We start from the raw sequence: 24,315 nt of genomic DNA, 5'->3' as shown, positions 1-24,315 counted from the left end.
TCATGCGATGTTGACCGTCTAGCATTGACCTAATAGTCCGTAAAATTCAAAATTAGCAGCCTCTTCTGCCAATCTTGTAGCGGATACCTGCTTGATGTGGTCATGTGTTCCCTCTGAACCGAATAACCAGCGTATAATGATCCCTTCGATCATGCTCATGAGTAGTGCTGCCCTTAATTCGACATCTAATTCGGCAGGCAACATGTTCAGCTCGATCGCTCTCTCCATATTGCGCCTGAATGCAAGCTCCATTGCAGTCCTGGTCTCACGGATACTCTGCCGCACGGGTTCATCGACACCACTGCCGATCAGCAGCAAACCCATCAGATAACGGTTCTCCAATGCAAAATGAAATAGCCGAACAAACAGCGCTTCCGATGCCTTGACCATATCAGCCAGCGTTCCTGCATCACGGCGATACCCCTGCCCGATCGCTGACAAAAGCTGTTCACGGCCTGTAGCGATAATCTCCAGCGCCAGAGCCTCTTTACTTTTAAAATGCCAATAAAATGTGCCTTGAGCTACTCCTGCCTCCACCACAATATCTGAAATCTTCGTTTGGTGGTAACCCTGCTCAGCAAACCGCTTTAACGCAATGTGAAGAAGCTGAGTCCTGCGGTCTGTTTCTTCTCCCCCGTGATCAACAGGTGAGTCATTCGAAAGGGTTTTGGATTGCTTCGCCTTGCGTGGCTGCATGGGTTTCCTCCTCCCGATTGATCAGTCAGTCAGTTTTGTATTTTTAATCCTATAGGATAAGTATACTTTTGTCAAACGAAAAAAGAGAACCTCCGCAGAGGTTCTCTTATCCTATATATTGCTGTTATTGCAATGCTTTTGCTGCAATATCTGTACGGTTTTGCTTACCTTCAAAGGTAATACGAGCCGCCTGCTCGTAAGCTTTGTCCCGTGCCTCGGCAATGTCACGTCCCAAACCAACCACGCCTAATACGCGTCCGCCGTTCGTTACCCACTCACCCTGTTCGTTGATATCTGTGCCGGCATGGAACACGATGGCTTCGTCAGCCTGATCCAGTCCATGGATAGGTACCCCTTTGGCGTAAGCTGCGGGATAACCTCCGGATGCCAGAACGACACAGACCGCAGCTTCATCCTTCCACTCGATCTCCACCTGATCCAGTGTGCCGTTCACAGCAGCGAGAAAAATATCGAGCAAGTCGGATTCTAGGCGAGGCAATACGACTTGTGTTTCTGGATCACCAAAACGTGCATTAAACTCAATGGTCTTCGGCTTGCCGTCCGGCGAAATCATCAGTCCAGCAAATAAAACACCACGGAACGGGCGTCCTTCAGCAACCATAGCCTTGGCCGTCGGCTTAATAATCGTCTCAATGGCTTCCTCAATAATGGAATTGGCTATGTGAGGCAACGGGGAATACGTTCCCATGCCACCTGTGTTCGGTCCTTTGTCACCGTCAAAAACCGGCTTGTGATCTTGGGCCGCTGCCATTGGACGAACCGTTTCACCATCCACAAAGGAGAGAATCGACATTTCCTGTCCAGCAAGGAACTCCTCAATCACGACCTGTGCACCCGCTTCTCCAAAAACCTTCGCTACCATAATATCGGACAGCGCCTTTTCCGCTTCCTCCATCGAGTAAGCAACTGTCACGCCTTTGCCTGCTGCCAATCCGTCGGCCTTAATGACCACCGGAATAGGCTGTTCCTTCAAGTAGGCATGTGCCTCCTCATAGGTATAAAACTTGCGGTAAGTTGCTGTCGGAATTTGATATTTGTGCAGCAAATCCTTCATGAAGATTTTACTGCCTTCAATTTCCGCTGCATTTTTACGCGGTCCGAATACTGGAATGCCCTTCGCTTCAAAGGCATCCACAATGCCGTCTGCCAGTGGATCATCGGGGCCCACTACGACAAGTCCGACTTTTTTGGATTCCGCCAGTTCTGTCAGCGCGTCAAACTCACTCACCGGAATCGGCACACACTCCGCTAATTGTCCGATGCCAGCATTACCTGGCGCACAATAGATTTGTCCGGCCTTGGGGCTTTTCTTCAGCGCCCACACAATTGCATGTTCGCGGCCGCCCCCTCCGATAACCAAAATATCCATTCAGGTGATTCCTCCCGCCCCATTATGATCGTTCAGGTGTGCTGCCTCCACCACTCACACAACTTAGTGCTTGAAATGACGTACGCCTGTAAAGACCATAGCAATGCCATATTCGTTAGCAACCTTGATAGATTCTTCATCTTTAATGGAACCGCCCGGCTGAATGACTGCTGTAATGCCTGCTTTAGCTGCCAACTCCAGCGTATCGCCCATCGGGAAAAATGCATCCGATGCCAATACGGCACCTTTTGCTTTGTCACCGGCCTGCTCGATCGCAATCTTGGCTGCTCCGACACGGTTCATTTGTCCTGCGCCTACGCCAATAGTCATATTATCTGCCGCCAGTACGATAGCGTTGGATTTCACATGTTTAACCACTTTCCAGCTAAACAAAAGTTGTTTCAGTTCCTCCTCGGATGGCGTACGCTCTGTTACAACTGTAAGTGCATCCGGGTCCACAGCATGAACGTCATTTTGCTGAACAACCATGCCGCCTTCAATGGAAGTCACGACGAAACGGCTCTTCGCCTCAGATGGGGAAAGCTCACCCAGATCAAGCAAACGGATATTTTTCTTTTTCGTTAAAATCTCCAATGCTTCTTTCGTGAAGCCCGGTGCCAATACAATTTCCAAAAAGATTTCACTCAGCTTATTTGCTGTATCGCCGTCAATAATCCGGTTAGCCGCGACAATGCCGCCAAAAATCGATGTTGGATCTGCTGCGTAAGCTTTGCTGTACGCTTCATAAATACTGCCGCCAATTCCCACACCGCAAGGATTCATATGCTTAACTGCAACTACTGTCGGCTCGCTGAATTCTTTGACGATTTGCAGGGCTGCATTCGCATCATTGATATTATTGTAAGACAACTCTTTACCGTGAAGTTGCTTTGCTGTTGTTAGTGTACCCTTGGCCGCCAAAGGCTCACGATAAAATGCCGCCTGTTGATGGGGATTTTCGCCATAACGCAAATCCTGAATTTTTTCATAGGTTACAGTGTAACGCTCAGGCAGAGGATCACCTGTCACATTCGACAAGTAATCGGAAATCAAAGCGTCGTATGACGCCGTATGACGGAACACTTTTGCAGCCAAACGCTTACGAGTATTTAGCTCCGTGTCGCCATCCTTACGTATTTCCTCCAGTACAGTGCTATAGTCATCCGCATCGACCACTACACTGACAAAAGCATGGTTTTTTGCCGCAGAACGAAGCATTGTTGGTCCGCCGATGTCAATATTTTCAATCGCGTCTTCATAGGTTACACCGGGTTTGGCGATCGTTTCCGCAAAAGGATACAGGTTCACAACGACCAGATCGATATAATCCAATCCAAGCTCCTTCATCTGGCGCTGATGCTCTTCATTATCCCGAACAGCCAGCAAACCGCTGTGTACTGCAGGGTGGAGTGTTTTAACACGTCCATCCATAATTTCTGGAAATCCCGTTACCTCTGAAATACCGATGACAGGAATGCCCTCCTTCGACAGCAAGCTGCTCGTTCCCCCTGTCGAAACGATCTCCACACCCAATTTGGACAACTCGCGACAAAACTCCACGATTCCCCGTTTATCTGATACGCTGACGAGCGCTCTTTTAATACTCACCCTGTCTCCTCCTTTAGCTCTTTCAGAATTTTGCAAATTTCTCTTCTATCAATTTATTTCCCGAGAAATATCGGAAAATGCCTGTACAGTATCCTTGTTATGACAATGATATGACAAATTACAGTTATCTTTAGAGAAGTGAGCTCACCTTGCGGCCATTCAATTGGATTTTGCCTTGAGCCAGTCTACCAACTACCTCTGGATATAGCTGACGTTCCACGGATTGAATGGCTGCGGATAAGGATTCCGCTGTATCATGATCGTGAACTTCTACGACACGTTGGGCAATAATCGCACCAGTGTCCATCCCGCCGTCCACAAAATGGACGGTGACTCCACTTACCTTGACTCCATAGGCCAATGCCTGTCCAACAGCATCCTTTCCTGGAAATGCCGGAAGCAGCGACGGATGAATATTGATGATTTTCCCAGCGTAGGCATCAACCATGACACTGGATAGCAAACGCATATAGCCTGCTAACACGATGAGGTCAATCGATTTCTGCTCCAGCAAAGCCACCAATTCACGCTCATAGTCTTCTCGGGCAGGATATTCCTTAGGGCGAAAAGTATGACAGGCAATTCCAGCTTTCTGTGCTCTAGCTACAGCCGGAGCCGCAGGCTTGTCACAGATAAGTAGTTCTACCGAGGCGCCGCCCAGTTCACCCCGTGCGGCCGCATCCACCAAAGCCTGAAAGTTCGTCCCTTCGCCTGATGCAAAAACAGCAATCCGGTAATTGCCCATTATACCTCGGCTCCCGTAAAGGTCACGATCGAGCTGCCTTCCGTTACTTTTCCGATCACATACGCAGCTTCACCCTGTTCCTTCAGAACTTCCAATGCAGTCTGTGCGTGCTCTGCCTCAACAACGATCACCATTCCAATCCCCATATTGAAGGTAGTGAACATGTCTTTGTTAGAGATTTCGCCCTTTTCCTGCATGAGCTGGAAGATCGGCAGAATTGGCCATGTGCCATACTGTATATCTACATTGACGTGATCCGGTAATACTCTAGGGATATTTTCAATAAAACCGCCACCCGTGATATGCGCCATGCCTTTTACTTTTACCTTGTCTAGCAACGCCAGCACAGATTTCACATAAATTTTCGTTGGCTCCAGCAGTACATCGCCCAGTTTGCCGTTCAAGCCTTCGATTTCATCATGCAAATCATAGCCTTGCTGTTCCAATAACAGCTTGCGAACCAGTGAGAAGCCGTTACTATGGACACCACTGGAAGCCAGTCCGATTACGGTATCTCCAGGAACAATGGAACTGCCGTTAATGATTTTGCTCTTATCTACAATCCCTACGGTGAATCCAGCAATATCATATTCGCCCTCACTGTACATCCCCGGCATTTCTGCGGTTTCGCCGCCGACCAACGCACACCCTGACTGATGGCAGCCCTCTGCGATTCCAGCGACTATAGCTTCAATCTTCTCGGGCACAACCTTGTCACAAGCAAGGTAATCTAGAAAAAAGAGAGGTTCTGCACCTCCGACGACAATATCGTTTACGCACATCGCAACTGCATCAATGCCAATGGTGTCATGACGATCCATTGCAAAGGCAAGCTTCAGCTTCGTGCCGACACCATCGGTACCGGAAACGAGTACAGGCTCTTCATACTTATCTTTATTCAAGCCGAACAACGCACCGAATCCGCCCAAGTCCGTGAGCACTTCCGGACGGAAGGTACGTTTAACGTGCTTTTTCATCCGTTCTACTGCTTCATTACCAGCATCGATATCTACCCCTGCGTTTTTGTATGCTTCGGACATTCATGAACACTCCTTCAAATGATTGACCCTCCTAAGTCCTCCCTAGCAGGGAGGATTCCATGGGGCTGCTCCCCCTGGACCCCTCAAGAGTCGGTCAGATGCGTAGGATTGGGTGCTGCTTGGTGGTGGTTCGTAATGAGCGTCGCGTGTTTTCCATTGTGAATTGCGGGTCTTCCCGCAATTCACAAGGACACGCTTTGATGCGTGGCCGCCTTTGGTAATGACAGCGGCGGGGGCACGTCCCGGACTGTTTGCTTCGCAAAGGCGGGGACGCGCCCGGCCAAAGAAGTGAGCAGCGCCAACGGGCGGCTTACTTCTTTGGCCCTTGAGGCAGGCAGCTTCCGCCCTGCCTGCTGCCTGAGCCTGGCTTCGCTGGCTCACAGGCGGCTTTACAAGCCGCCTGTTAAAAACTCATGGCATGAAATAGTTATGCCATGAGTTTTTAACAGCCTTACCTCTTCTCTTCCCCGTGGGAACAGAAGAGGTACAGGCACTACTGCAAAATGCTGCACACCTGAGGAACGCAGCGAGTGGAAGGATTCTGGAGAAGCGAAAGCGTTCCCCTTTGCTGCTGGATTCTAACCCTGTAAGGGGTTATTCCACTCCAAGAATCCAGCGGCAACAGCGATCGTAAGAACCTTACACACGCTGAGTGGTCCCCTCAGAACCGCCATCCCATGCCTCCATGCACCTCTGTACCTCTTTTGTTCCCTATATTAACAACTACACCCGAACTTTTCTTCGCCTTTAAAATCTACCTGTGTCGGATAATCATTATCGAAACAAGCCAGGCACAAACCGCCCTTGTAATCCTGTTCGTTATGTCCGCCTACCGCGGCAATCAATCCCTCTGCGCTCATAAAATAGAGCGAATCGGCGTTAATCTCTTGCCGAATTTCCTCCACGGTTTTGGACGAAGCGATCAGTTCCCGACGGTCCGGTGTGTCGATACCGTAGAAGCACGGGTTTTTGAAAGGCGGTGAGGTAATTCGTACATGTACTTCCAAAGCGCCCGCATCCCGCAGCATATTTACGATTCGACGAGATGTGGTGCCCCGAACGATAGAGTCGTCGATCATAATGACCCGTTTACCTTCAACAACACGGCGTACGGCGCTCAGCTTCATTTTCACACCCTGCTCGCGCAGCTCCTGACTCGGTTGAATAAAGGTACGTCCAGTGTATTTATTTTTAATCATGCCCAGCTCATAGGGAATACCTGTTTGTTCTGCATAACCAATTGCAGCCGATATGCTGGAATCCGGTACACCGGTAACCAAATCTGCATCGACAAAAGCCTCTAGCGCCATCTGGCTGCCCATTCGTTTGCGTGCTGCATGAAGATTAGAACCATTCAAGTCACTGTCAGGACGAGCAAAATAAATATACTCCATCGCACACAGCGCTTTACGCTGCTTATCTTCCGTATAACGGTCTTCGTGCAGTCCGTTTTTATCCAGAACTAGCAGTTCACCTGGCTCGATATCGCGCAACAGTTCTGCACCAATGGTTTCCAAGGCACAAGACTCGGATGCAAACAAATAAGCATCGCCCAATCTGCCCATCGTCAATGGACGCAAGCCGTTGGGATCAGAGGCCACAAGCAGCTTGTCATTGGTCATAATAAGGAAAGCAAACCCACCGACAATACGCTTTAATGCATCCTTGGCAGCCTCCACTAAATCCTTGGACGACCGAGCGATCAAATGTGCTACTACTTCGGTATCGCTGGTTGTTTGAAAAATAGACCCACCCTGCTCCAGTTCATGCCGAATTTGCAAAGCATTTACGATATTTCCGTTCGTCGCTACCGCCAAATCACCATCACGATACTTGAACACCAAAGGCTGTGCATTCGTCAGCTTACTGTCTCCACTTGTCGAATAGCGCACATGTCCTATGGCAATATCGCCTGTCAACGAAGCCATTAAGTCTTTATTAAATACTTCTTTGACAAGTCCCATTCCACGATGATAATGGAATTCGTCGCCACTGCTCACACAGATCCCTGCACTTTCTTCACCACGATGCTGAAGCGCGTGCAAGCCGTAATAGGCTAGGGAAGCGGCATCGGAGTGTCTGTACACCCCGAATACGCCGCATTCCTCTTTTAATTTATCAAACAGCCCCTCTTTACCTGAGCCTTCATTATAATAATCTCCAGTCCACAACGTCCGTGCTGTTATTTCATCAGACATGGAATGACATCCTCCCAGATTTGCTTCAAACTGGCGACTGCCTCGTTCAAAGCGGGTTGTCCGTTCACCTCAACTGTCAATTGTGATCCTTCAACTTTTCCCAATACGGTAACTGGTACTTCCAGTCCACGCAGATGTGCTTCCAGAGCAGACGCTTTATCCGGTGATGCAGATAACAAAATGCGGGATTGACTTTCGCTGAATAAAGCATGGTCAGGGCGCAAAGACGTTTCTACGTTAACCTGCGCTCCCAATCCGCCGCTAATTCCAGATTCGGCAAGTGCTACAGCCAAACCGCCCTCTGCCAGATCATGTGCGGATTGTACCAATCCGGCCTGAATCGCTCCTAGTACCGCAGTCAGCAGTTTTTTCTCTACATTCAAATCGAGCTCAGGCGGACGTCCTTCGGATACACCATGCACGATAGCCTGGAACTCACTGCCTCCTAGCTCAGCTTTCGTCTCTCCCACTAGGAAAATGACATCGCCTTCGGCTTTGAAACCTTGTGTTGTAATATGATCTGTGTCATGTACCAGACCGACCATACCGACTACAGGCGTCGGATAGATCGAACCTTTGGCATTTTCGTTGTACAAGCTAACGTTGCCCCCGATAACAGGTGTATCCAGTACACGGCAAGCTTCTGCCATACCGTCTACGGCTTTTTCCATTTGCCAGAAAATATCCGGTTTTTCAGGGTTACCAAAGTTCAGATTGTCCGTAATCGCCAAAGGCTCTCCACCAGAGCATACAATGTTTCGAGCTGCTTCGCTGACTGCAATCCGTCCCCCTACCTCAGGGTCCAGATATACATAACGTCCGTTACAATCTGTAGTCATTGCAAGTCCCTTGCGGGTGCCACGTACGGTCACTACAGCTGCATCCGAACCCGGACGAACGGCCGTACTGGTGCGAACCATGTAATCATATTGCTCGTATACCCATTTCTTGCTAGCTACACTTGGTGAAGATAGCACCTTTTTCAGCGCGCCGTTCAAGTCCGTTACTTCTGCATACCGAAGTGTGTCAATCGCAGCATTTTGCTCATAATAAGCAGGGACTTCGGAAGGCTTGTCATAGATCGGACACTCGTCAACCAGCGCCGTCACTGGCATATCACCCACCACTTCACCGTGATGGAACAAACGCAAACGACCGTCATCCGTCACTTTACCGACCTTGGCACAAATGACGCCCCAACGCTCGAAAATTTCAAGCGCCTGTGCTTCATCCTTAGGCTCAACAACGAACAACATACGCTCCTGTGATTCAGACAGCATCATTTCATAAGGTGTCATGCCCTCTTCACGCTGCGGTACCTGATCCAGGTACAGCTCAAGACCGTTGCCCGCCTTGCTTGCCATTTCAGCACTGGAGCAGGTAAGTCCCGCTGCGCCCATATCCTGAATACCCAGTACAATACCGCTGTCGATCAGTTCCAGACATGATTCCATAACCAGCTTTTCCATGAATGGATCGCCCACTTGAACCGCAGTCCGATTTGCTTCGGATTCCTCTGTCAGCTCAACGGATGCGAAAGTTGCTCCATGAATCCCGTCACGTCCTGTTGGTGGGCCTACGTAGAACACCGGGTTACCAACCCCTTTTGCCACACCACGTTGGATTTTATCATGGTCAATCAGTCCAACACACATTGCATTAACGAGCGGATTGCCTTCGTAGCTTTCGTCAAATACAACCTCTCCACCCACGGTCGGAATACCGATACAGTTCCCGTAGCCCGCAATACCCGATACCACATGCTCGAACAAATATTTCACACGGTCGCTCTCCAGCTTGCCAAAACGCAGCGAGTTCAACACCGCCACAGGTCTCGCACCCATGGAGAAAATATCACGGATAATGCCGCCTACCCCAGTTGCTGCCCCTTGGAAAGGCTCTACAGCGGATGGATGGTTATGACTTTCGATTTTAAATACAACCGCTTGGTTGTCTCCAATATCAACAATCCCTGCTCCTTCACCAGGTCCCATCAGAACTCGCGGTCCGCTCGTCGGGAAACGTCTCAGCAACGGCTTGGAGTTTTTGTAAGCACAATGCTCTGACCACATAACACTGAACACGCCAATCTCCGTATAATTCGGCTTACGCCCCATGAATTCGCAGATCAGCGCATATTCACTGTCCGACACACCCATCTGCTGATACAGTTTATGTTCGGCAACCTGCTCTGCCGTCGGTTCCTTAGCGGACACTTGCTGCGCCATGACGATCCCTCCAAGCATTCAAAATAGATGTAAACATACGTTTGCCGTCATCCGTTCCAAGCAATGCGTCCACTGCGCGTTCCGGGTGGGGCATCATGCCCAGCACGTTACCTTGTTCATTACAAATCCCTGCAATATCCGTCATGGAACCATTGGGATTATCTTTATACGTAAATACGATCTGATTGTTCGCCTGCAAACGAGCCAGCGTCTCATCATCACAGTAATAGTTGCCTTCACCATGTGCGATCGGAATAATGATCTCTTCACCAGCAGCATAATCTCTTGTAAAAGGCGTTTGGTTATTCGCAACCTGCAACACCGTATCACGGCAAAGGAATTTCATCGACAGATTACGGCGCAAAGCTCCTGGCAACAGCCCGGCTTCGGTCAAAATTTGAAAACCGTTGCAAATCCCCAAAATATATTTGCCCTCGGCAGCCGCTTTGGCTACTTCCTTCATCACCGGAGCAAACCTGGAAATCGCACCACACCGCAGATAATCCCCGTAGGAGAAGCCTCCCGGAACAAGAATACAATCGTAAGGTGACAGATCCGTTGCCGTATGCCAAACATAATCGACAGGTTCACCGACCGTGTCCTCTATCGCCTTATAGCAGTCAATATCACAGTTGGAGCCCGGAAAAACCAGAACTGCAAATTTCATGGAATCAGCCCTCCAGTTCGTAGCGGTAGTCTTCAATGACCGTGTTGGCCAACAGCTTTTCACACATCTCGATGACGCGTTTCTCTGCACTCTCGCGGTCTGTTGTATCCAGATTCAGTTCCATATACTTACCAATTCTGACGCTGTCCACTTCTCCGAAACCCATAGAATGCAGTGCGCCTTGCACCGCGACCCCCTGCGGGTCCAAAACGCTTTGCTTTATCGTGACATAGACTGTTGCTTTCATCATGTTCCTTCAGTTCCTCCTCCGAATGAGTGAATCCTATTGGTTGAATTATGATTACTATTTACTGTGCCGTCAGACGCCGCCAAATATCCGTATATCTTGCAGTTGTTTCTTCTACGACCTCAGCAGGCAATGGATCGGGCTTGCTGTTCTTGTCCCAACCGGAGGCTGCCAAATAGCTTCGCACCGGCTCCTTGTCCATGCTATCAATCTCAACATCCAGCTCATACTTCTCCTGTGCCCAGAAACGAGATGAATCCGGAGTGAAAATTTCATCAATCAAAATCACCTTGCCATCAACAAGTCCAAACTCAAACTTGCAATCCGCTAAAATGATTCCTCGCTTTTCGCAGAAAGCACGCGCAAATTCGTACAATGCCAAGCTTTTTTCCTCAAGTTCACCTGTTAGCTCAACCCCGACCAGTTCCTTCATTTGATGAAGGGAAATGTCCTCGTCGTGACCGACGTCGTTTTTGGCAGCCGGTGTAAATAAAGGCTTGGGAAAGCGTTCATTCTTACGTAGCCCCTTAGGCAATGGAATACCGTTTACCTCACCGGTCTGTTCATATTGACGCCAGCCGCCTCCGGTAATATATCCGCGCACCACACACTCGATGTCGATGCGTTCAGCCTTCAGCGTGACCATGATCCGATCCTTTAGCAGCTCTTTATTCTGTTCGTCGATGACATGTCCGAGCTTGTTTACATCGGTATGCACGACATGGTTTTCCAGCAGGTCTTTCGTCTGCTCGAACCAGAAAGTACTGAGCTTGTTCAGAACATTCCCCTTTTCCGGTACAGGCGGCTCCAACACATAATCAAAAGCTGAAATCCGATCCGTCACGACAATCAGAAAATGTTCTCCGAGATCATACAACTCACGCACTTTGCCTTTGTACAAAAGCGGCGCATGAATCAGACCTTCGGCGGTAGACAATGACATTTCATTACACCTCTTTCAAAAGAGTATGGCCCCTCCTAAATCGAGCCTTTGCCCCTCCTAAATCCTCCCCTCAGGGAGGACCCCCAGGGCTGCTGCCCTCGGGACTCCCGCAAGGGTTGGCTAATGGGCAAGGTGAGGGCGTGTATTTTGTAGCTATGGTGAAGTGAGCGCGTTTCGCTGGATGAAGGCTTGTTCGCACAAGCCCTCATCCAGCAACGCTTTTACGTTGGTGCGAACGGCTGGCTCAAGGCTTCGCTTCTTGAGCCTGTGCGTGCTCGTGAGGACTGCGGGCTGTTTGCTGCGCAAATTCGGCAACCCCCACGAGCACGTGGTCTGTGATAGAAAAGCAGTGGAACACGCTTTTCTATCGCTCTTGGGAAGGTGCGGCATCTTATGTGCCGCACCTCCCCTAGTTCTGCTCCCACACGAAGGTTGGTGCTGGAAGCAGCGGAGCGGACGGAATCGTTCTGGAGAAGCGTTAGCGCTTGCCTTTGCCCCTGAATTCCAACCTTTGCAGATTTTCCAGGAAACCAGGGGCAACAGCAATCGGAAGAATGATCCGTTCGCGCAGCGGCCTCATCACGCTCCTGAGCCTCTCCCAAGCACCAAACCGTCCTCTACTCCCCTAATCCCAACTTTTTAAAGATCGTATCCACGTTCTTCAAATGCCAAGCCGGGTTGAACGCATCCTCGATTTCATCCGGACTGAGCACGGCAGTAATTTCCGGAGTCGCCTCGACAATTTCGCGGAACTGGCGTTGCTCTTCCCATGCCTGCATCGCACGCGGTTGTACGGTATCGTAAGCTTTTTCACGACTAAAGCCCTTGTCGATCAGCTTCGTCATAATGCGGCCGGAGAATGGTACACCATACGTACGCGCCATATTGCGCTTCATATTTTCAGGGAAGACCGTCAGATTTTTCACGATATTGCCAAAACGGTTCAGCATATAGTTCAACAGCATCGTTGCATCTGGCAGAATGATACGTTCTACAGAAGAATGCGAAATGTCGCGTTCATGCCACAACGTTACGTTCTCATACGCCGATACCATATGCCCACGAATCACACGTGCCAGACCGGAGATGTTTTCACTTCCGATCGGATTGCGTTTATGTGGCATCGCGGAAGATCCTTTTTGACCTTTGGCAAAAGCTTCTTCCACCTCACGGAATTCACTCTTTTGCAATGCACGGACTTCTGTAGCAAACTTGTCCAACGATGTGGCGATCAACGCCAACGTGGCCATGTATTCAGCATGACGGTCGCGCTGGAGCGTTTGTGTAGAAATCGGGGCAGGCTTGGTGCCGAGCTTGCGGCATACGAATTCTTCCACAGCCGGGTCGATGTTGGCGTATGTTCCGACCGCACCGGACATTTTACCGTATTGTACTTGGTCAGCAGCATAGCGGAAACGTTCCAGATTGCGCTTCATTTCCTCGTACCACAGGCCCATTTTCAGTCCAAATGTGGTCGGCTCAGCATGCACTCCATGTGTACGTCCCATCATCGGTGTGTGCTTGTAAGCCAATGCTTTTTCCTTCAAAATTTCAATAAAATTCAGAATATCTCGTTCCAGAATTTCATTCGCCTGCTTTAACAGATAGCCCAGAGCCGTATCAACCACGTCTGTAGAGGTTAGGCCATAATGTACCCATTTGCGCTCGTCGCCAAGACTTTCGGATACCGTACGGGTAAAAGCAATGACATCATGTCTTGTCTCCTGCTCAATTTCATAGATCCGTTCAATATCAAAGCTTGCATTTTTACGCAGAGCCACGGTATCTTCTTTTGGGATAACACCTAACTCAGCCCATGCTTCACAGGCACACAGTTCTACTTCCAGCCAAGCTTTAAATTTATTTTCTTCCGTCCAAATCGCTCTCATTTCCGGTCTGCTATAGCGTTCGATCATGACTATTTATTCCCCCAAATATTGGTTTGATCAATCCATTCCAGCGCTTGTTCCGTGTCCTGGCACAACAGATTAATATGTCCCATCTTTCGGCCTGGCTTGGCTTCACTTTTTCCATACAAATGTAGTTTTGGTACAACACTCAATCTTTCAGCTTCAGCATCTGATTGTCCGAACCGTCGAATTACGTCCTCCAAATGCTCACCTAGTACATTGACCATCACCACCGGAGTCAGCAGCTTCGTGTTGCCCAGTGGCAAACCACAAATCGCACGTATATGTTGCTCAAATTGCGAGGTGGCGCAACCCTCCATCGTGTAATGGCCGGAGTTATGGGGTCGTGGTGCCAACTCATTAACGTATAATTGTCCGTCTTCGGTGACAAACATCTCCACAGCGAGCAGCCCCACCGCATCCAATGACTCCGCCACAGCCAGCGCCAATTTGCGTGCTTCCTCCTGGACAGCTTCAGGTACGCGTGCGGGTACAATCGACGTGTGCAAAATGTTGTTCACGTGGATGTTTTCCGCAGGTGGAAAGGCTTTGGCTTCACCGTTCGTGCTGCGAGCTACAATCACCGAGATTTCGCAGCGAAAACGGATGAACTGTTCCAACACCAGTTCCGCACCGCTTCCAGCCAGTTGCTCGTAGGCATTCGCGGCTTCCTCCGATTGGCGAATGACCACTTGGCCCTTGCCATCATAACCGCCGACTGCTGTTTTGAGCACACACGGCACACCCAGTTCGGCTACCGCTTGAACCATATCGGCAGGACTGCTAATTTCACGATATGGAGCGACAGGAACACCAGCTGCTTCAATAGCACGTTTTTCACGCAGACGATGCTGTGTCGTGTACAAAAGACTGCTGCCCTGCGGTACACTGGATTCCTGTTCCAAAAGCGCGGCTACACCCGCATCCACATTTTCAAACTCATACGTGATCACGTCACACCGTTCAGCCAGTTCTCTGGCCGCGTGCTCATCATCATAGGCAGCACGGATTTGTTCTGACACCTGTCCACACGGACTATCCGGTGCAGGGTCCAGTGTCACGAAGCGATAGCCTAGGTTAGTTCCTGCCAGTACAAGCATTCTGCCTAATTGTCCGCCTCCCAAAATTCCAATCACTGTGCCAGGAGGGCGAATACGGCCAGCGGATTCACATGCTTCATTCATAGCGAGTCACTGCCTTCCAGTACCTCGTCACGGATACGGTCGCGTCTTGCCACAACCCGCTGACTTATCTTTTCGTCAAAAGCACCTAATATTTGTGCAGCCAGCAACCCTGCGTTGGTAGAGCCTGGCTTACCGATTGCCACAGTGGCAACTGGAATACCACCCGGCATCTGCACAATGGAGAGCAGGGAGTCCAGACCATTCAGAGCCTTCGACTGAACAGGCACACCAATCACTGGCAAGGAGGTCTTCGCAGCCACCATTCCCGGCAGATGTGCAGCCCCACCCGCACCAGCAATAATGACCTTTATTCCGCGCCCGGCGGCCTCTTCTGCAAAACGAAACATTAAATCCGGTGTACGATGGGCTGATACTACTTTTTTCTCATATCCGATTTCAAGCTCGTCCAGCACAGCACATGCATGTTGCATGGTGTCCCAGTCTGATGTGCTGCCCATAATGACAGCGACCTGCACTGACATGTCCTTCACTCCCTGTTTATCAATAAGCGCCAAAAATCCGGCACTCGAAAATAACGTTATTTTCAAGACACCGGACTACGAAAAAACAAACGACAGAGCCTCTTAAAGGCATGCCAAAAGCAAGCCTGTTCCACCGCATCCAAATGCGGCTTCAGCCGTATGTCTCCCGTAGTCCGGAAATTTAAGGTTTCCAGGTAGAAACTTCCGGGCCATATCCCCGGCATTATACGAGTCAAGATTGTGCTTACTCCATACCCAACGATATACTTTCTCAGCATAATCGTGATGGATTTCGGCTCCAACATGTGTACCTAATTAAATTGTACCTAAAGTTCATTTTTTATCGACAATACACTTCATAGTTTAACAATTCCCTACACCCTGTGTCAACTTGAAAACGAACATTGTCATAATGATACAAATTAATGTTCGTGTTTAACAAAAACCAAGCCCTTTATATGCACACCTCAGGACTATTGTATTACATTTAGCTATCACTCTACCTACACTGGTAACGGCCAGCAATACATCTTTCCAACAAAAATAAAAAGCCGGCACTTCCTGTACAGGTAGTGATCCGACTTTTAATTTTTTATTTCGTTATTTTACGACCAGCACGGGGATACGTGCATGCTGCACCACATTGTGACTTACGCTACCTAATACAAATTCACGAATACCACCCAATCCGCGACTGCCAATCACAATCACATCGAAGCCATTCTCATTGGCATAATCCAAAATCACTTCGGCCGGCGAACCTTGAATCAGCTCTACCTTGGCGTCTACACCTTGCTCAGCAAGCCGCTTTTTAACTTCATCCGTAGTTTGCTCAGCCAAATCATAATACTCTTTATTCACCGAAGCTGGAATTGGAGCCAAACCTTCGCCCATAAAAATCCGCGGGAAATCGAATGCTGTCACTACCTCAAGCTTCGAGGAGGGTGATGCCTTCACCAATTCAGCTGCCTTCAATAAAGCTTTGTTGGAAGCATCCGAACCGTCATAAGCAAGCAATACTTTTGAAAATAGCATAATACGCACCTCTTCCGAATTCAGTTTGTTAAATCAAAGCCTGAAATTATGTATTCCTGTGGTTGTTCACTTCATACATCATGTAATGGCTGAGAATAGCCTTCTCAATCATCATTAAACTTCCCTATGAGAAGCTAAACTCCCAGCCTTAGCGTAAAAAATACCCATAGAGCAATGCGTTAATGAATAGCAACGCAGGAATACCTAATCTGAAGGTCATATGCCGTGTTTTATGGCGTTTGCGGTACATCGCAATGAGTACACCCAATGCGCCCCCGATCAGGGCCAGCAAAAACAACGTCCGTTCAGGTACACGATCACGGTGTTTACGTGCTCTCTTTTTATCTTCCGACATTACCAGATAGCCTACTGCATTAATGAACAGCAGCCATACCAACAAGCCTGTCTGCAATGTCTCTCCTCCTTTTGCACACCGTACCAGTTTCAGGTATTAGGACTTATATAGGGCTCTCTTCTTCATTATAACCTCACCCCTTTTATAGAAACAACGCCTTCTCTGACTGGGAAAACGTTTTTGCGGAAATAGTAACGGTGTATGAGGGCAATTCCCGAGTGCATTTATTTTGTCTTAAAGGAGGAACTACGATGGAAAGCACCCATGAATACGTTGAAAAGCTACGAGAAAATGCAAAAAAGGCAGAACGTAACCGTAAACAAGGAAAAGGAACTCCCAGCGCCAGCTTGCCAACAAAACAGCATAGCAAAAACCCCTGATCATGGGATCTGACTCTCATTAAATAAAATTAAAGGTACACTCAGTTGTTCACCTTTTATCAAAAGCAACAAGCAGACTCTTTATGAGATTTCTGCTTGTTGTTTTCTTTTATAAATATTTTCCATTTAGCTGCATTCAAAGCGATTACATATATAAAAACGAGTTTTAAAGTTATATTTTCTAACATATATATTGACTAAAAGCGATTTTTCACTCTATAATGCGTGATATTAACGTAATTCGACAAAATATTTGTCAGTTAATCTATCATCAATACTTTGAGTTTTTAGATTGGAGAGGAGCTTTATATGACTAACATGAAAAAAATGACAATGATTCCCCTGTTGGCCAGCTTTATTCTCGGAAGTACCTTATGGAGTGGTGGATTTACTGCTAACGCTGCGGCAGCAGCTACAACCAGCACAACGGTATCTACTTCTAACACTACAACTTCAGACAAATCTGAAAATCCACAAACTAATCATTTACCCAATATTAAAATACTAGCCACAGGAGGGACCATTGCAGGGTCATCCTCCGTCAACACGGATACAACCGGCTACAAAGCAGGCGCATTAGGTGTTGAAACCTTAATCAATGCCGTTCCTGAGATGAAAAGTATTGCAAATGTCAGTGGTGAGCAAGTGGTTAACGTGGGTAGCCCCGATGTTAATAATGAAATCCTCTTAAAACTTGCCAAACGCACCAACGAACTGCTTGCCAGAGACGATGTAGACGGTATTGTCATTACCCATGGTACAGATACATTGGAAGAAACGGCATACTTCCTTAACCTTGTCGTTAAGAGCGATAAGCCTGTAGTTGTTGTTGGCTCTATGCGCCCAGCTACTGCCATCAGTGCCGATGGTCCATTCAACCTTTATAATGCTGTAAAAGTTGCCGGAGCTTCGGCCTCCAAAGGCCAAGGTGTACTCGTATTGCTGAACGATCGCATCGGTGCAGCAAGATACATCACAAAAACGAACACAACTGCAGTCGATACGTTCAAGTCTGTGGAGCAGGGCTACCTTGGAGCTGTAGTGGGCGATCAAGTATACTACTACTACAAATCCACTCATAAGCATACGACTTCTTCTGTATTCGACGTCTCTAATCTCACCCAACTGCCGCAAGTAGATATTCTATACGAGTATCAAAACAATGGTCGCTACCTGTATGATGCTGCCGTAGCAGCTGGCGCCAAGGGCATAGTGGTCGCTGGTTCCGGTAATGGTTCCTTATCCAAGACCTCCTCAGAAGGCGCAGAGGCCGCAGGCAAAAAAGGAGTTATTATTGCCCGCTCCAGCCGCGTAGGAAGTGGAGTTGTGTCCCCATCGACAAAAGACGCAGCATCGAACTTTGTGTCCACCGATTCGCTCAATCCGCAAAAAGCACGGATTTTACTCATGCTCGCTTTGACCCAGACGCATGATGTTAATCAAATCCAATCTTTCTTTAATGAATACTAAGGGCAGTTATTCCAAACCAAATAAATATAACTTCATTATTATAAAAAAGAAGCAGCAGTTACGGTTGACCACCGTACTGCTGCTTCTTTTATGCAAGACAATGTCTGGCACCCATAACGATTACATCTGGTATCCAAACGTCTTGGTCTTATACAGCCATTCGTTTTCCCTTACAGGTAGCATTAAGACTGCTGTTTGGGAATCCCATTCAAGCTTGGAGGATATTTAGCTTGCTTCTCTGGATGAGCAGCGATTTCTTCCTCCAGTATACTTGATTTATTTTGCTGATTATTGATTTTAAGCGGCTTATGTTTGGGCATAAATACTCACCTCCTCGGATTACCATGCCAAGGAGTAAGCTTTTTTATACCGACATACGCCTGCTAATTGTGTAGCTTGAAGCACGCTCTGGCAATCTTTATTCGCCCTGCTTTTGCTCCATTGCTGCTTTTAGCAAATCACCCAAGCTGGAGCCAAAAGATTCCTTCTTTTCAAACTGTTTTACCAGCTTTTGCTGTTCCCGCTTGTTTACCCGTTGCTTGTCCTTATCCAGCGTCTCCGTAATGCCACAGGATAAGCATCTTACATACAAACCTGCCTTGCCCTCTTTCATTTCCATTTTCTTATGACACTGCGGACAACGTCGATTGGACAAGCGTTTTTCGCCTGAACGACGGTAACCGCAATCCGCACTTGGACATACAAGAAACTTGCCTTTCTTCCCTTTCTTCTCCAACAACTTTGTACCACAATCCGGACAATGGCTATTCGTTACGTTATGGGGCTTGTACTCAGCGCTGCTATTTTTCACAGTAGAAACCAATTCTTTCGCCATAGCACGGATAGAATTCAAAAATGGCTCAGGTTGTCCTTGACCACGGGCGATCCGTTCTAACTCCGCTTCCCATTGTGCCGTCAATTCGGGCGTTCGCAGCTGTGGAGCCGCCAGTTCGATCAGTTGCTTGCCTTTGCCAGTTGGATGCATCACGTTCCCCTGGCGCTCTATCGTATCCGAGCTGACGAGTTTCTCGATCAGATCCGCACGGGTGGCTGGAGTACCCAGGCCATGCTTTTCCATCTGAGCCAGCAGGGCTGCTTCTGTATACCGCTTCGGCGGCATTGTTCGTCCAGCTCGTACAATACAACGCTGCAATTGGACGGAGTCTCCTTTTTTCAGCTCAGGCAAAATAACGCCCCGTCCATTACTTTCACGGTCATCTGTCTCTTCCTCGTCCAATTCATAATGACTTTCGTCATACACAGCACGCCAACCGCTATCTTTTATGGTTGTACCTTTTACCTGAAATGTTTCCTGCCCCACCATGACCGATACAGCTACAGCATCATAACGTGCAGGTGGGTAGAACAGACTGATAAAACGGCGTGCAATCAGATCATACAGCTTACGCTCCTCTGGGCTTAACTGATTAAGCAATAACGTCTGCTCAGTAGGAATAATCGCATGGTGATCTGTGACTTTACTGTCATCTACAACTCGTTTTGTGATTGGCAATTTGTTACGCAATAGCGGACGTGCTAAAGAAGCATACGGACCCACGGCTACGCTACTGAGCCTTTCCTTAAGGGAATCCACCATATCGGAGGTAAGATAACGACTGTCTGTACGTGGATAAGTCACCAGCTTATGCTGCTCATATAGACGCTGAAGAACATTAGACGTCTGCTTGGCCGAGAAGCCGTAGCGCTGGTTAGCATCTCTTTGCAGCTCAGTTAGGTCATACGCAAGCGGGTGAGGCTCGCTTTTTTCACTTTTTTTAACACTCACAACTGTACCTTTGGCCCCCTCAAGCCTGCGGCGCAAAGTCTCTGCCTGAGTACGGTCAAACATACGTGAATCCCCATTTTCTGCACGCCATGTTGCCTGAAAATGACCAAAATCCGCCGTCAACGTATCATATTCTTGAGAACGAAACTGGGTGATCTCTTTCTCACGTTCCATAATCATCCCCAGTGTCGGTGTCTGCACTCTTCCAGCCGAAAGCTGGGCGTTATAACGAACCGTTAACGCGCGGGTTACATTGAGACCAATCATCCAGTCTGCTTCAGCCCTACAGCGAGCCGATTCATATAAACGATCAAACTGCTGGCCAGGCAATAATTTCGCGAAACCTGCCTTAATTGCCTTATCCGTCTGCGAGGAAATCCATAAACGCCGGAAAGGCTTCCTCCAGTTTGCCATTTGTATAATCCAACGCGCCAACAATTCTCCTTCACGAGCAGCATCTGTTGCCACGATAAGTTCTCCAATGTCCTGTCGTTTCATCAGCTGCTGTACAGCTTTGAACTGATGATTGCTCTCCCGCAATACCTTTAACTTGGAGTTCTTCGGAAGAATGGGCAAGTCCTCTAAGTTCCAATTCGCATACTTAGAATCGTAATCCTCAGGCTCTGCTAATCCGACCAAATGACCCAAAGCCCATGTCACTACATACTTAGGTCCTTCTATATAACTTTTATGCTTCTCACGGCTGCCCATCACACGTGCAATCTCTCTGGCCACGGATGGTTTTTCTGCCAATACCAATACCTTCATGTTACGCTCCTTTCTCTCATAATGTTAATTATACCATCCTGCCATCTTACGATAAATCTAATGCCAACCAACGTCTCTTTATTAACACGATCTTTACACACTATTACTATTGCTCATGCATTAGTTAGCAGCTTACAAATCAGGCACACTCCATTTTAATAACAGACCCGCATACGTCAGGCCTCCCCCGAACCCATATAACACCACATGTTGTCCATATCTTAAACGCCCATCATCCAATCCACACTTTAAAGCCAACGGAATGGACGCCGCCGAAGTGTTGCCATAAAACTCTACACTCGTCAGCGTCTTTTCTAAAGGTACTGCACTCTTTTCACATATGGACTCAATCATTCTCAGATTAGCGCTATGAGGTACAAACCAGTCAAGATCCTCTTTCCCCATATTTGCCTTATCCATTAATCGCTCGATTCCTGCTGGGACAGAACGTACAGCCCATTTATAAACCTCACGTCCATTTTGAGCGATAAAACCATTATCTTGCAGCTTCTCTCCATCCAAATAGTTAGATAATCCTGCGCGATAAAGATGTGCTCCTCCTTGCCCAAAGGTTCCTATATCTGAAGTCAAAAACGACCCTTCATCCTCGTCATATTCAACAAGTGCAACCCCTGCTCCATCTCCAAAAAGAACACATGTCGTCCGGTCCGTATAATCTGTAATTTTGGATAATGTTTCGGCTCCAATCACTAGAACCTTGCGATGTAGACCACCCGTAATCAGACCATTTGCCAAATGAAGTCCATAGGCAAAGCCTGCGCATGCAGCACTAACATCCATTGACCCTGTATTGGGAATATTAAAATAAGCCTGAATACGGGAAGCCGTACTTGGAAAATAGTAATCAGGTGTACTCGTCGCTACAATGATCATGTCAACATCGTCCACATTTACGTTATAAAGGTTAACCATACGTTTAATAGCTTGTATACATAAATCAGATACATACTGATCTTCGGCCGCGATTCGTCGTTCCCGCATACCCGTTCGTTGTACAATCCACTCGTCACTAGTCTCCACAAGCTTCTCCAAGTCGGCGTTCGTCAAAATCCGTTCAGGTACATAAGTGCCAAGGGCCGTTAACTTTGCTTTTGAATTCAACAATCTGATCACTCTCCTTTATAATCCATATTCATATTATACCACCAGATACTAATACCTGGTACTAATTTTCTTTAAAAAATGTCTATCTATTTACTAGCTAATATCCACAGATTCAGTCGAACTTATAACTAACTTAAACTAATTAAAAATTCTACTCATATTTAACACAAAAAAGGACCATGATCTCAAAAAGATCATGGTCCTTTTTTCTTGTTGCTTGGCGGCGTCCTACTCTCCCAGGACCCTGCGGTCCAAGTACCATCGGCGCTGGAGGGCTTAACGGTCGTGTTCGGGATGGGTACGTGTGGAACCCCTCCGCTATCGCCACCAAACATGAATTTGCTTCGCAAATTCTTCCGTAAGCTTATTCGGTTCATCACAGATCGTGTGAATGAATCGCCATACGCTTGTCGTATGTACTTCTACATACCTTCAAGGTTACACCCTGAAAACTGGATCCGAAACTCATTGCGCCTTATCTTAGGATAAGCCCTCGACCGATTAGTATTGGTCAGCTCCATGCATTACTGCACTTCCACCCCCAACCTATCTACCTCGTCGTCTTCAAGGGGTCTTACATACTGGGAAATCTCATCTTGAGGGGGGCTTCACGCTTAGATGCTTTCAGCGCTTATCCCTTCCGTACATAGCTACCCAGCGGTGCTCCTGGCGGAACAACTGGTACACCAGCGGTACGTCCATCCCGGTCCTCTCGTACTAAGGACAGCTCCTCTCAAATTTCCTACGCCCACGACAGATAGGGACCGAACTGTCTCACGACGTTCTGAACCCAGCTCGCGTACCGCTTTAATGGGCGAACAGCCCAACCCTTGGGACCTACTTCAGCCCCAGGATGCGATGAGCCGACATCGAGGTGCCAAACCTCCCCGTCGATGTGGACTCTTGGGGGAGATAAGCCTGTTATCCCCAGGGTAGCTTTTATCCGTTGAGCGATGGCCCTTCCATGCGGTACCACCGGATCACTAAGCCCGACTTTCGTCCCTGCTCGACTTGTAGGTCTCGCAGTCAAGCTCCCTTCTGCCTTTGCACTCTTCGAATGATTTCCAACCATTCTGAGGGAACCTTGGGGCGCCTCCGTTACTCTTTAGGAGGCGACCGCCCCAGTCAAACTGCCCACCTGACACTGTCCTCGTACCGGATCACGGTACCAAGTTAGAACCTAGATACGATCAGGGTGGTATCCCAAGGATGCCTCCCTTCAAGCTGGCGCTCAAAGTTCTACGGCTCCCACCTATCCTGTACAGATCGTACCCAAATTCAATATCAAGCTGCAGTAAAGCTCCATGGGGTCTTTCCGTCTTGTCGCGGGTAACCTGCATCTTCACAGGTATTAAAATTTCACCGGATCTCTCGTTGAGACAGCGCCCAAGTCGTTACGCCATTCGTGCGGGTCAGAATTTACCTGACAAGGAATTTCGCTACCTTAGGACCGTTATAGTTACGGCCGCCGTTTACTGGGGCTTCGGTTCATAGCTTCGCCCGAAGGCTTACCACTCCCCTTAACCTTCCAGCACCGGGCAGGCGTCAGCCCGTATACTTCGCCTTGCGGCTTCGCACAGACCTGTGTTTTTGCTAAACAGTCGCTTGGGCCTTTTCACTGCGGCCCCCTCGGGCTATTCACCCTACCGAGGCACCCCTTCTCCCGAAGTTACGGGGTCATTTTGCCGAGTTCCTTAACGAGAGTTCTTCCGCGCGCCTTAGAATTCTCTTCTCGCCTACCTGTGTCGGTTTGCGGTACGGGCACCTTCTCCTGGCTAGAGGCTTTTCTTGGCAGTCTGAGATCATGACCTTCGCTACTGTAATTTTCGCTCCCCATCACAGCCCAGCCTTACGATGTGCGGATTTGCCTACACATCAGCCTCACTGCTTAGACGGACATCCATCAGTCCGCGTCACTACCCTACTGCGTCACCCCATCGCTCATAGCGGATTACGGTGGTACAGGAATTTCGACCTGTTGTCCTTCGACTACGCCTATCGGCCTCGCCTTAGGTCCCGACTTACCCTGAGCGGACGAACCTTCCTCAGGAACCCTTA

Annotated in this window: 21 protein-coding genes, 2 rRNA genes and 1 riboswitch (1 of these 24 only partly in view); of the genes, 3 read left to right on the top strand and 20 right to left on the bottom strand. The window is 48.3% G+C overall.

The genetic code is table 11. The features are described from left to right. Nucleotides 1-18 precede the first annotated feature (18 nt). The 10 genes from ACH59B_RS04360 to ACH59B_RS04315 all read right to left on the bottom strand — a co-directional run bounded on the left by ACH59B_RS04360 (nt 19) and on the right by ACH59B_RS04315 (nt 11,762). Nucleotides 19-696 (bottom strand): TetR/AcrR family transcriptional regulator, encoded by a 678-nt coding sequence (locus ACH59B_RS04360; RefSeq protein WP_102998766.1) that lies wholly within the window; start codon nt 694-696, stop codon nt 19-21. 124 nt (nt 697-820) lie between these two features. After that, nucleotides 821-2,086 (bottom strand): phosphoribosylamine--glycine ligase, encoded by a 1,266-nt coding sequence (gene purD / locus ACH59B_RS04355; RefSeq protein WP_404303389.1) that lies wholly within the window; start codon nt 2,084-2,086, stop codon nt 821-823. 63 nt (nt 2,087-2,149) lie between these two features. After that, nucleotides 2,150-3,694, bottom strand: a complete 1,545-nt coding sequence (purH, locus tag ACH59B_RS04350) for a bifunctional phosphoribosylaminoimidazolecarboxamide formyltransferase/IMP cyclohydrolase (RefSeq protein ID WP_016819773.1) — start codon at nt 3,692-3,694, stop codon at nt 2,150-2,152. Nucleotides 3,695-3,824: 130 nt separating this feature from the next. Beyond that, a complete protein-coding gene (purN, locus tag ACH59B_RS04345; RefSeq protein WP_017426174.1) occupies nt 3,825-4,439 on the bottom strand; it encodes a phosphoribosylglycinamide formyltransferase in 615 nt (204 codons plus the stop codon). Continuing rightward, entirely contained in the window at nt 4,439-5,479 is a 1,041-nt protein-coding gene (gene purM, locus ACH59B_RS04340; protein WP_404303387.1) for a phosphoribosylformylglycinamidine cyclo-ligase, read from the bottom strand. Before purM ends, purN begins: the two co-directional genes overlap by 1 nt. Before the next feature lie 716 nt (nt 5,480-6,195). Further along, nucleotides 6,196-7,677 (bottom strand): amidophosphoribosyltransferase, encoded by a 1,482-nt coding sequence (gene purF / locus ACH59B_RS04335; protein ID WP_017426172.1) that lies wholly within the window; start codon nt 7,675-7,677, stop codon nt 6,196-6,198. After that, a complete protein-coding gene (gene purL / locus ACH59B_RS04330) occupies nt 7,662-9,905 on the bottom strand; it encodes a phosphoribosylformylglycinamidine synthase subunit PurL (protein ID WP_404303385.1) in 2,244 nt (747 codons plus the stop codon). The genes purF and purL overlap by 16 nt, the downstream gene beginning before the upstream one ends. Beyond that, nucleotides 9,883-10,572, bottom strand: coding sequence for a phosphoribosylformylglycinamidine synthase subunit PurQ (gene purQ / locus ACH59B_RS04325; RefSeq protein WP_016819768.1), 690 nt, complete (start codon nt 10,570-10,572; stop codon nt 9,883-9,885). The genes purL and purQ overlap by 23 nt, the downstream gene beginning before the upstream one ends. Nucleotides 10,573-10,576: 4 nt before the next feature. Then, a complete protein-coding gene (gene purS / locus ACH59B_RS04320; protein ID WP_007428837.1) occupies nt 10,577-10,822 on the bottom strand; it encodes a phosphoribosylformylglycinamidine synthase subunit PurS in 246 nt (81 codons plus the stop codon). Between the two features lie 58 nt (nt 10,823-10,880). Continuing rightward, entirely contained in the window at nt 10,881-11,762 is an 882-nt protein-coding gene (locus tag ACH59B_RS04315; protein ID WP_017426169.1) for a phosphoribosylaminoimidazolesuccinocarboxamide synthase, read from the bottom strand. Nucleotides 11,763-11,951: 189 nt separating this feature from the next. On the opposite strand from ACH59B_RS04315, the gene ACH59B_RS04310 reads away from it, so the two are divergent. Further along, nucleotides 11,952-12,101 (top strand): hypothetical protein, encoded by a 150-nt coding sequence (locus ACH59B_RS04310; protein ID WP_257126682.1) that lies wholly within the window; start codon nt 11,952-11,954, stop codon nt 12,099-12,101. Nucleotides 12,102-12,379: 278 nt separating this feature from the next. Here the strand turns inward: ACH59B_RS04310 and purB are convergent, their stop codons facing one another. The 5 genes from purB to ACH59B_RS04285 all read right to left on the bottom strand — a co-directional run bounded on the left by purB (nt 12,380) and on the right by ACH59B_RS04285 (nt 16,785). Further along, nucleotides 12,380-13,678: an adenylosuccinate lyase gene (gene purB / locus ACH59B_RS04305; RefSeq protein ID WP_031462891.1), complete on the bottom strand. Its 1,299-nt coding sequence runs from the start codon at nt 13,676-13,678 to the stop codon at nt 12,380-12,382. 2 nt (nt 13,679-13,680) lie between these two features. Further along, nucleotides 13,681-14,856: a 5-(carboxyamino)imidazole ribonucleotide synthase gene (purK, locus tag ACH59B_RS04300; RefSeq protein WP_090888537.1), complete on the bottom strand. Its 1,176-nt coding sequence runs from the start codon at nt 14,854-14,856 to the stop codon at nt 13,681-13,683. Continuing rightward, a complete protein-coding gene (purE, locus tag ACH59B_RS04295) occupies nt 14,853-15,338 on the bottom strand; it encodes a 5-(carboxyamino)imidazole ribonucleotide mutase (RefSeq protein ID WP_404303382.1) in 486 nt (161 codons plus the stop codon). Before purE ends, purK begins: the two co-directional genes overlap by 4 nt. 149 nt (nt 15,339-15,487) lie before the next feature. Further along, nucleotides 15,488-15,589: riboswitch (purine riboswitch) on the bottom strand. Between the two features lie 349 nt (nt 15,590-15,938). Continuing rightward, on the bottom strand, nt 15,939-16,373 hold the full coding sequence (locus ACH59B_RS04290; RefSeq protein ID WP_013369465.1) for a universal stress protein: 435 nt from the start codon (nt 16,371-16,373) through the stop codon (nt 15,939-15,941). 148 nt (nt 16,374-16,521) lie between these two features. Next, nucleotides 16,522-16,785 (bottom strand): DUF1294 domain-containing protein, encoded by a 264-nt coding sequence (locus tag ACH59B_RS04285; protein ID WP_013369464.1) that lies wholly within the window; start codon nt 16,783-16,785, stop codon nt 16,522-16,524. Between the two features lie 194 nt (nt 16,786-16,979). Here ACH59B_RS04285 and ACH59B_RS04280 point away from each other — a divergent pair, with 194 nt between their 5' ends. Both ACH59B_RS04280 and ACH59B_RS04275 read left to right on the top strand, forming a co-directional pair. After that, entirely contained in the window at nt 16,980-17,108 is a 129-nt protein-coding gene (locus ACH59B_RS04280) for a DUF4023 family protein (protein ID WP_013369463.1), read from the top strand. Nucleotides 17,109-17,417: 309 nt separating this feature from the next. Continuing rightward, nucleotides 17,418-18,578: a type II asparaginase gene (locus ACH59B_RS04275; RefSeq protein WP_404303379.1), complete on the top strand. Its 1,161-nt coding sequence runs from the start codon at nt 17,418-17,420 to the stop codon at nt 18,576-18,578. Between the two features lie 182 nt (nt 18,579-18,760). On the opposite strand, the gene ACH59B_RS04270 is transcribed toward ACH59B_RS04275, so the two are convergent. From ACH59B_RS04270 to ACH59B_RS04250, 5 genes are all read right to left on the bottom strand, one after another. Continuing rightward, entirely contained in the window at nt 18,761-18,898 is a 138-nt protein-coding gene (locus ACH59B_RS04270; protein WP_016819760.1) for a hypothetical protein, read from the bottom strand. 98 nt (nt 18,899-18,996) lie between these two features. Then, nucleotides 18,997-21,132, bottom strand: a complete 2,136-nt coding sequence (locus ACH59B_RS04265) for a DNA topoisomerase III (protein WP_340864252.1) — start codon at nt 21,130-21,132, stop codon at nt 18,997-18,999. Nucleotides 21,133-21,264: 132 nt separating this feature from the next. Further along, nucleotides 21,265-22,257, bottom strand: a complete 993-nt coding sequence (locus ACH59B_RS04260) for a ketoacyl-ACP synthase III (RefSeq protein ID WP_017426163.1) — start codon at nt 22,255-22,257, stop codon at nt 21,265-21,267. A gap of 215 nt (nt 22,258-22,472) precedes the next feature. Then, nucleotides 22,473-22,589, bottom strand: a 5S ribosomal RNA gene (gene rrf / locus ACH59B_RS04255). Between the two features lie 149 nt (nt 22,590-22,738). Beyond that, nucleotides 22,739-24,315, bottom strand: a 23S ribosomal RNA gene (locus ACH59B_RS04250) (it continues 1,349 nt past the right edge of the window).

The sequence above is a fragment of the Paenibacillus sp. DP01 genome, assembly GCF_044784315.1.
In the GTDB taxonomy this organism is placed as follows: domain Bacteria; phylum Bacillota; class Bacilli; order Paenibacillales; family Paenibacillaceae; genus Paenibacillus; species Paenibacillus polymyxa.
Note: the sequence above shows the minus strand (reverse complement) of the source record. Positions and strands in the feature narration are given on the sequence as shown.

Coding starts and splice junctions, on each gene's coding strand:
- purB (WP_031462891.1), bottom strand. CDS start 13,678: ATGATCGAACGCTATAGCAGACCGGAAATGAGAGCGATTTGGACGGAA.
- purK (WP_090888537.1), bottom strand. CDS start 14,856: ATGAATGAAGCATGTGAATCCGCTGGCCGTATTCGCCCTCCTGGCACA.
- ACH59B_RS04265 (WP_340864252.1), bottom strand. CDS start 21,132: ATGAAGGTATTGGTATTGGCAGAAAAACCATCCGTGGCCAGAGAGATT.
- purE (WP_404303382.1), bottom strand. CDS start 15,338: ATGTCAGTGCAGGTCGCTGTCATTATGGGCAGCACATCAGACTGGGAC.
- purD (WP_404303389.1), bottom strand. CDS start 2,086: ATGGATATTTTGGTTATCGGAGGGGGCGGCCGCGAACATGCAATTGTG.
- ACH59B_RS04290 (WP_013369465.1), bottom strand. CDS start 16,373: ATGCTATTTTCAAAAGTATTGCTTGCTTATGACGGTTCGGATGCTTCC.
- purQ (WP_016819768.1), bottom strand. CDS start 10,572: ATGAAATTTGCAGTTCTGGTTTTTCCGGGCTCCAACTGTGATATTGAC.
- ACH59B_RS04315 (WP_017426169.1), bottom strand. CDS start 11,762: ATGTCATTGTCTACCGCCGAAGGTCTGATTCATGCGCCGCTTTTGTAC.
- purM (WP_404303387.1), bottom strand. CDS start 5,479: ATGTCCGAAGCATACAAAAACGCAGGGGTAGATATCGATGCTGGTAAT.
- ACH59B_RS04280 (WP_013369463.1), top strand. CDS start 16,980: ATGGAAAGCACCCATGAATACGTTGAAAAGCTACGAGAAAATGCAAAA.
- purN (WP_017426174.1), bottom strand. CDS start 4,439: ATGGGCAATTACCGGATTGCTGTTTTTGCATCAGGCGAAGGGACGAAC.
- purS (WP_007428837.1), bottom strand. CDS start 10,822: ATGATGAAAGCAACAGTCTATGTCACGATAAAGCAAAGCGTTTTGGAC.
- purL (WP_404303385.1), bottom strand. CDS start 9,905: ATGGCGCAGCAAGTGTCCGCTAAGGAACCGACGGCAGAGCAGGTTGCC.
- ACH59B_RS04360 (WP_102998766.1), bottom strand. CDS start 696: ATGCAGCCACGCAAGGCGAAGCAATCCAAAACCCTTTCGAATGACTCA.
- purF (WP_017426172.1), bottom strand. CDS start 7,677: ATGTCTGATGAAATAACAGCACGGACGTTGTGGACTGGAGATTATTAT.
- ACH59B_RS04270 (WP_016819760.1), bottom strand. CDS start 18,898: ATGCCCAAACATAAGCCGCTTAAAATCAATAATCAGCAAAATAAATCA.
- ACH59B_RS04275 (WP_404303379.1), top strand. CDS start 17,418: ATGACTAACATGAAAAAAATGACAATGATTCCCCTGTTGGCCAGCTTT.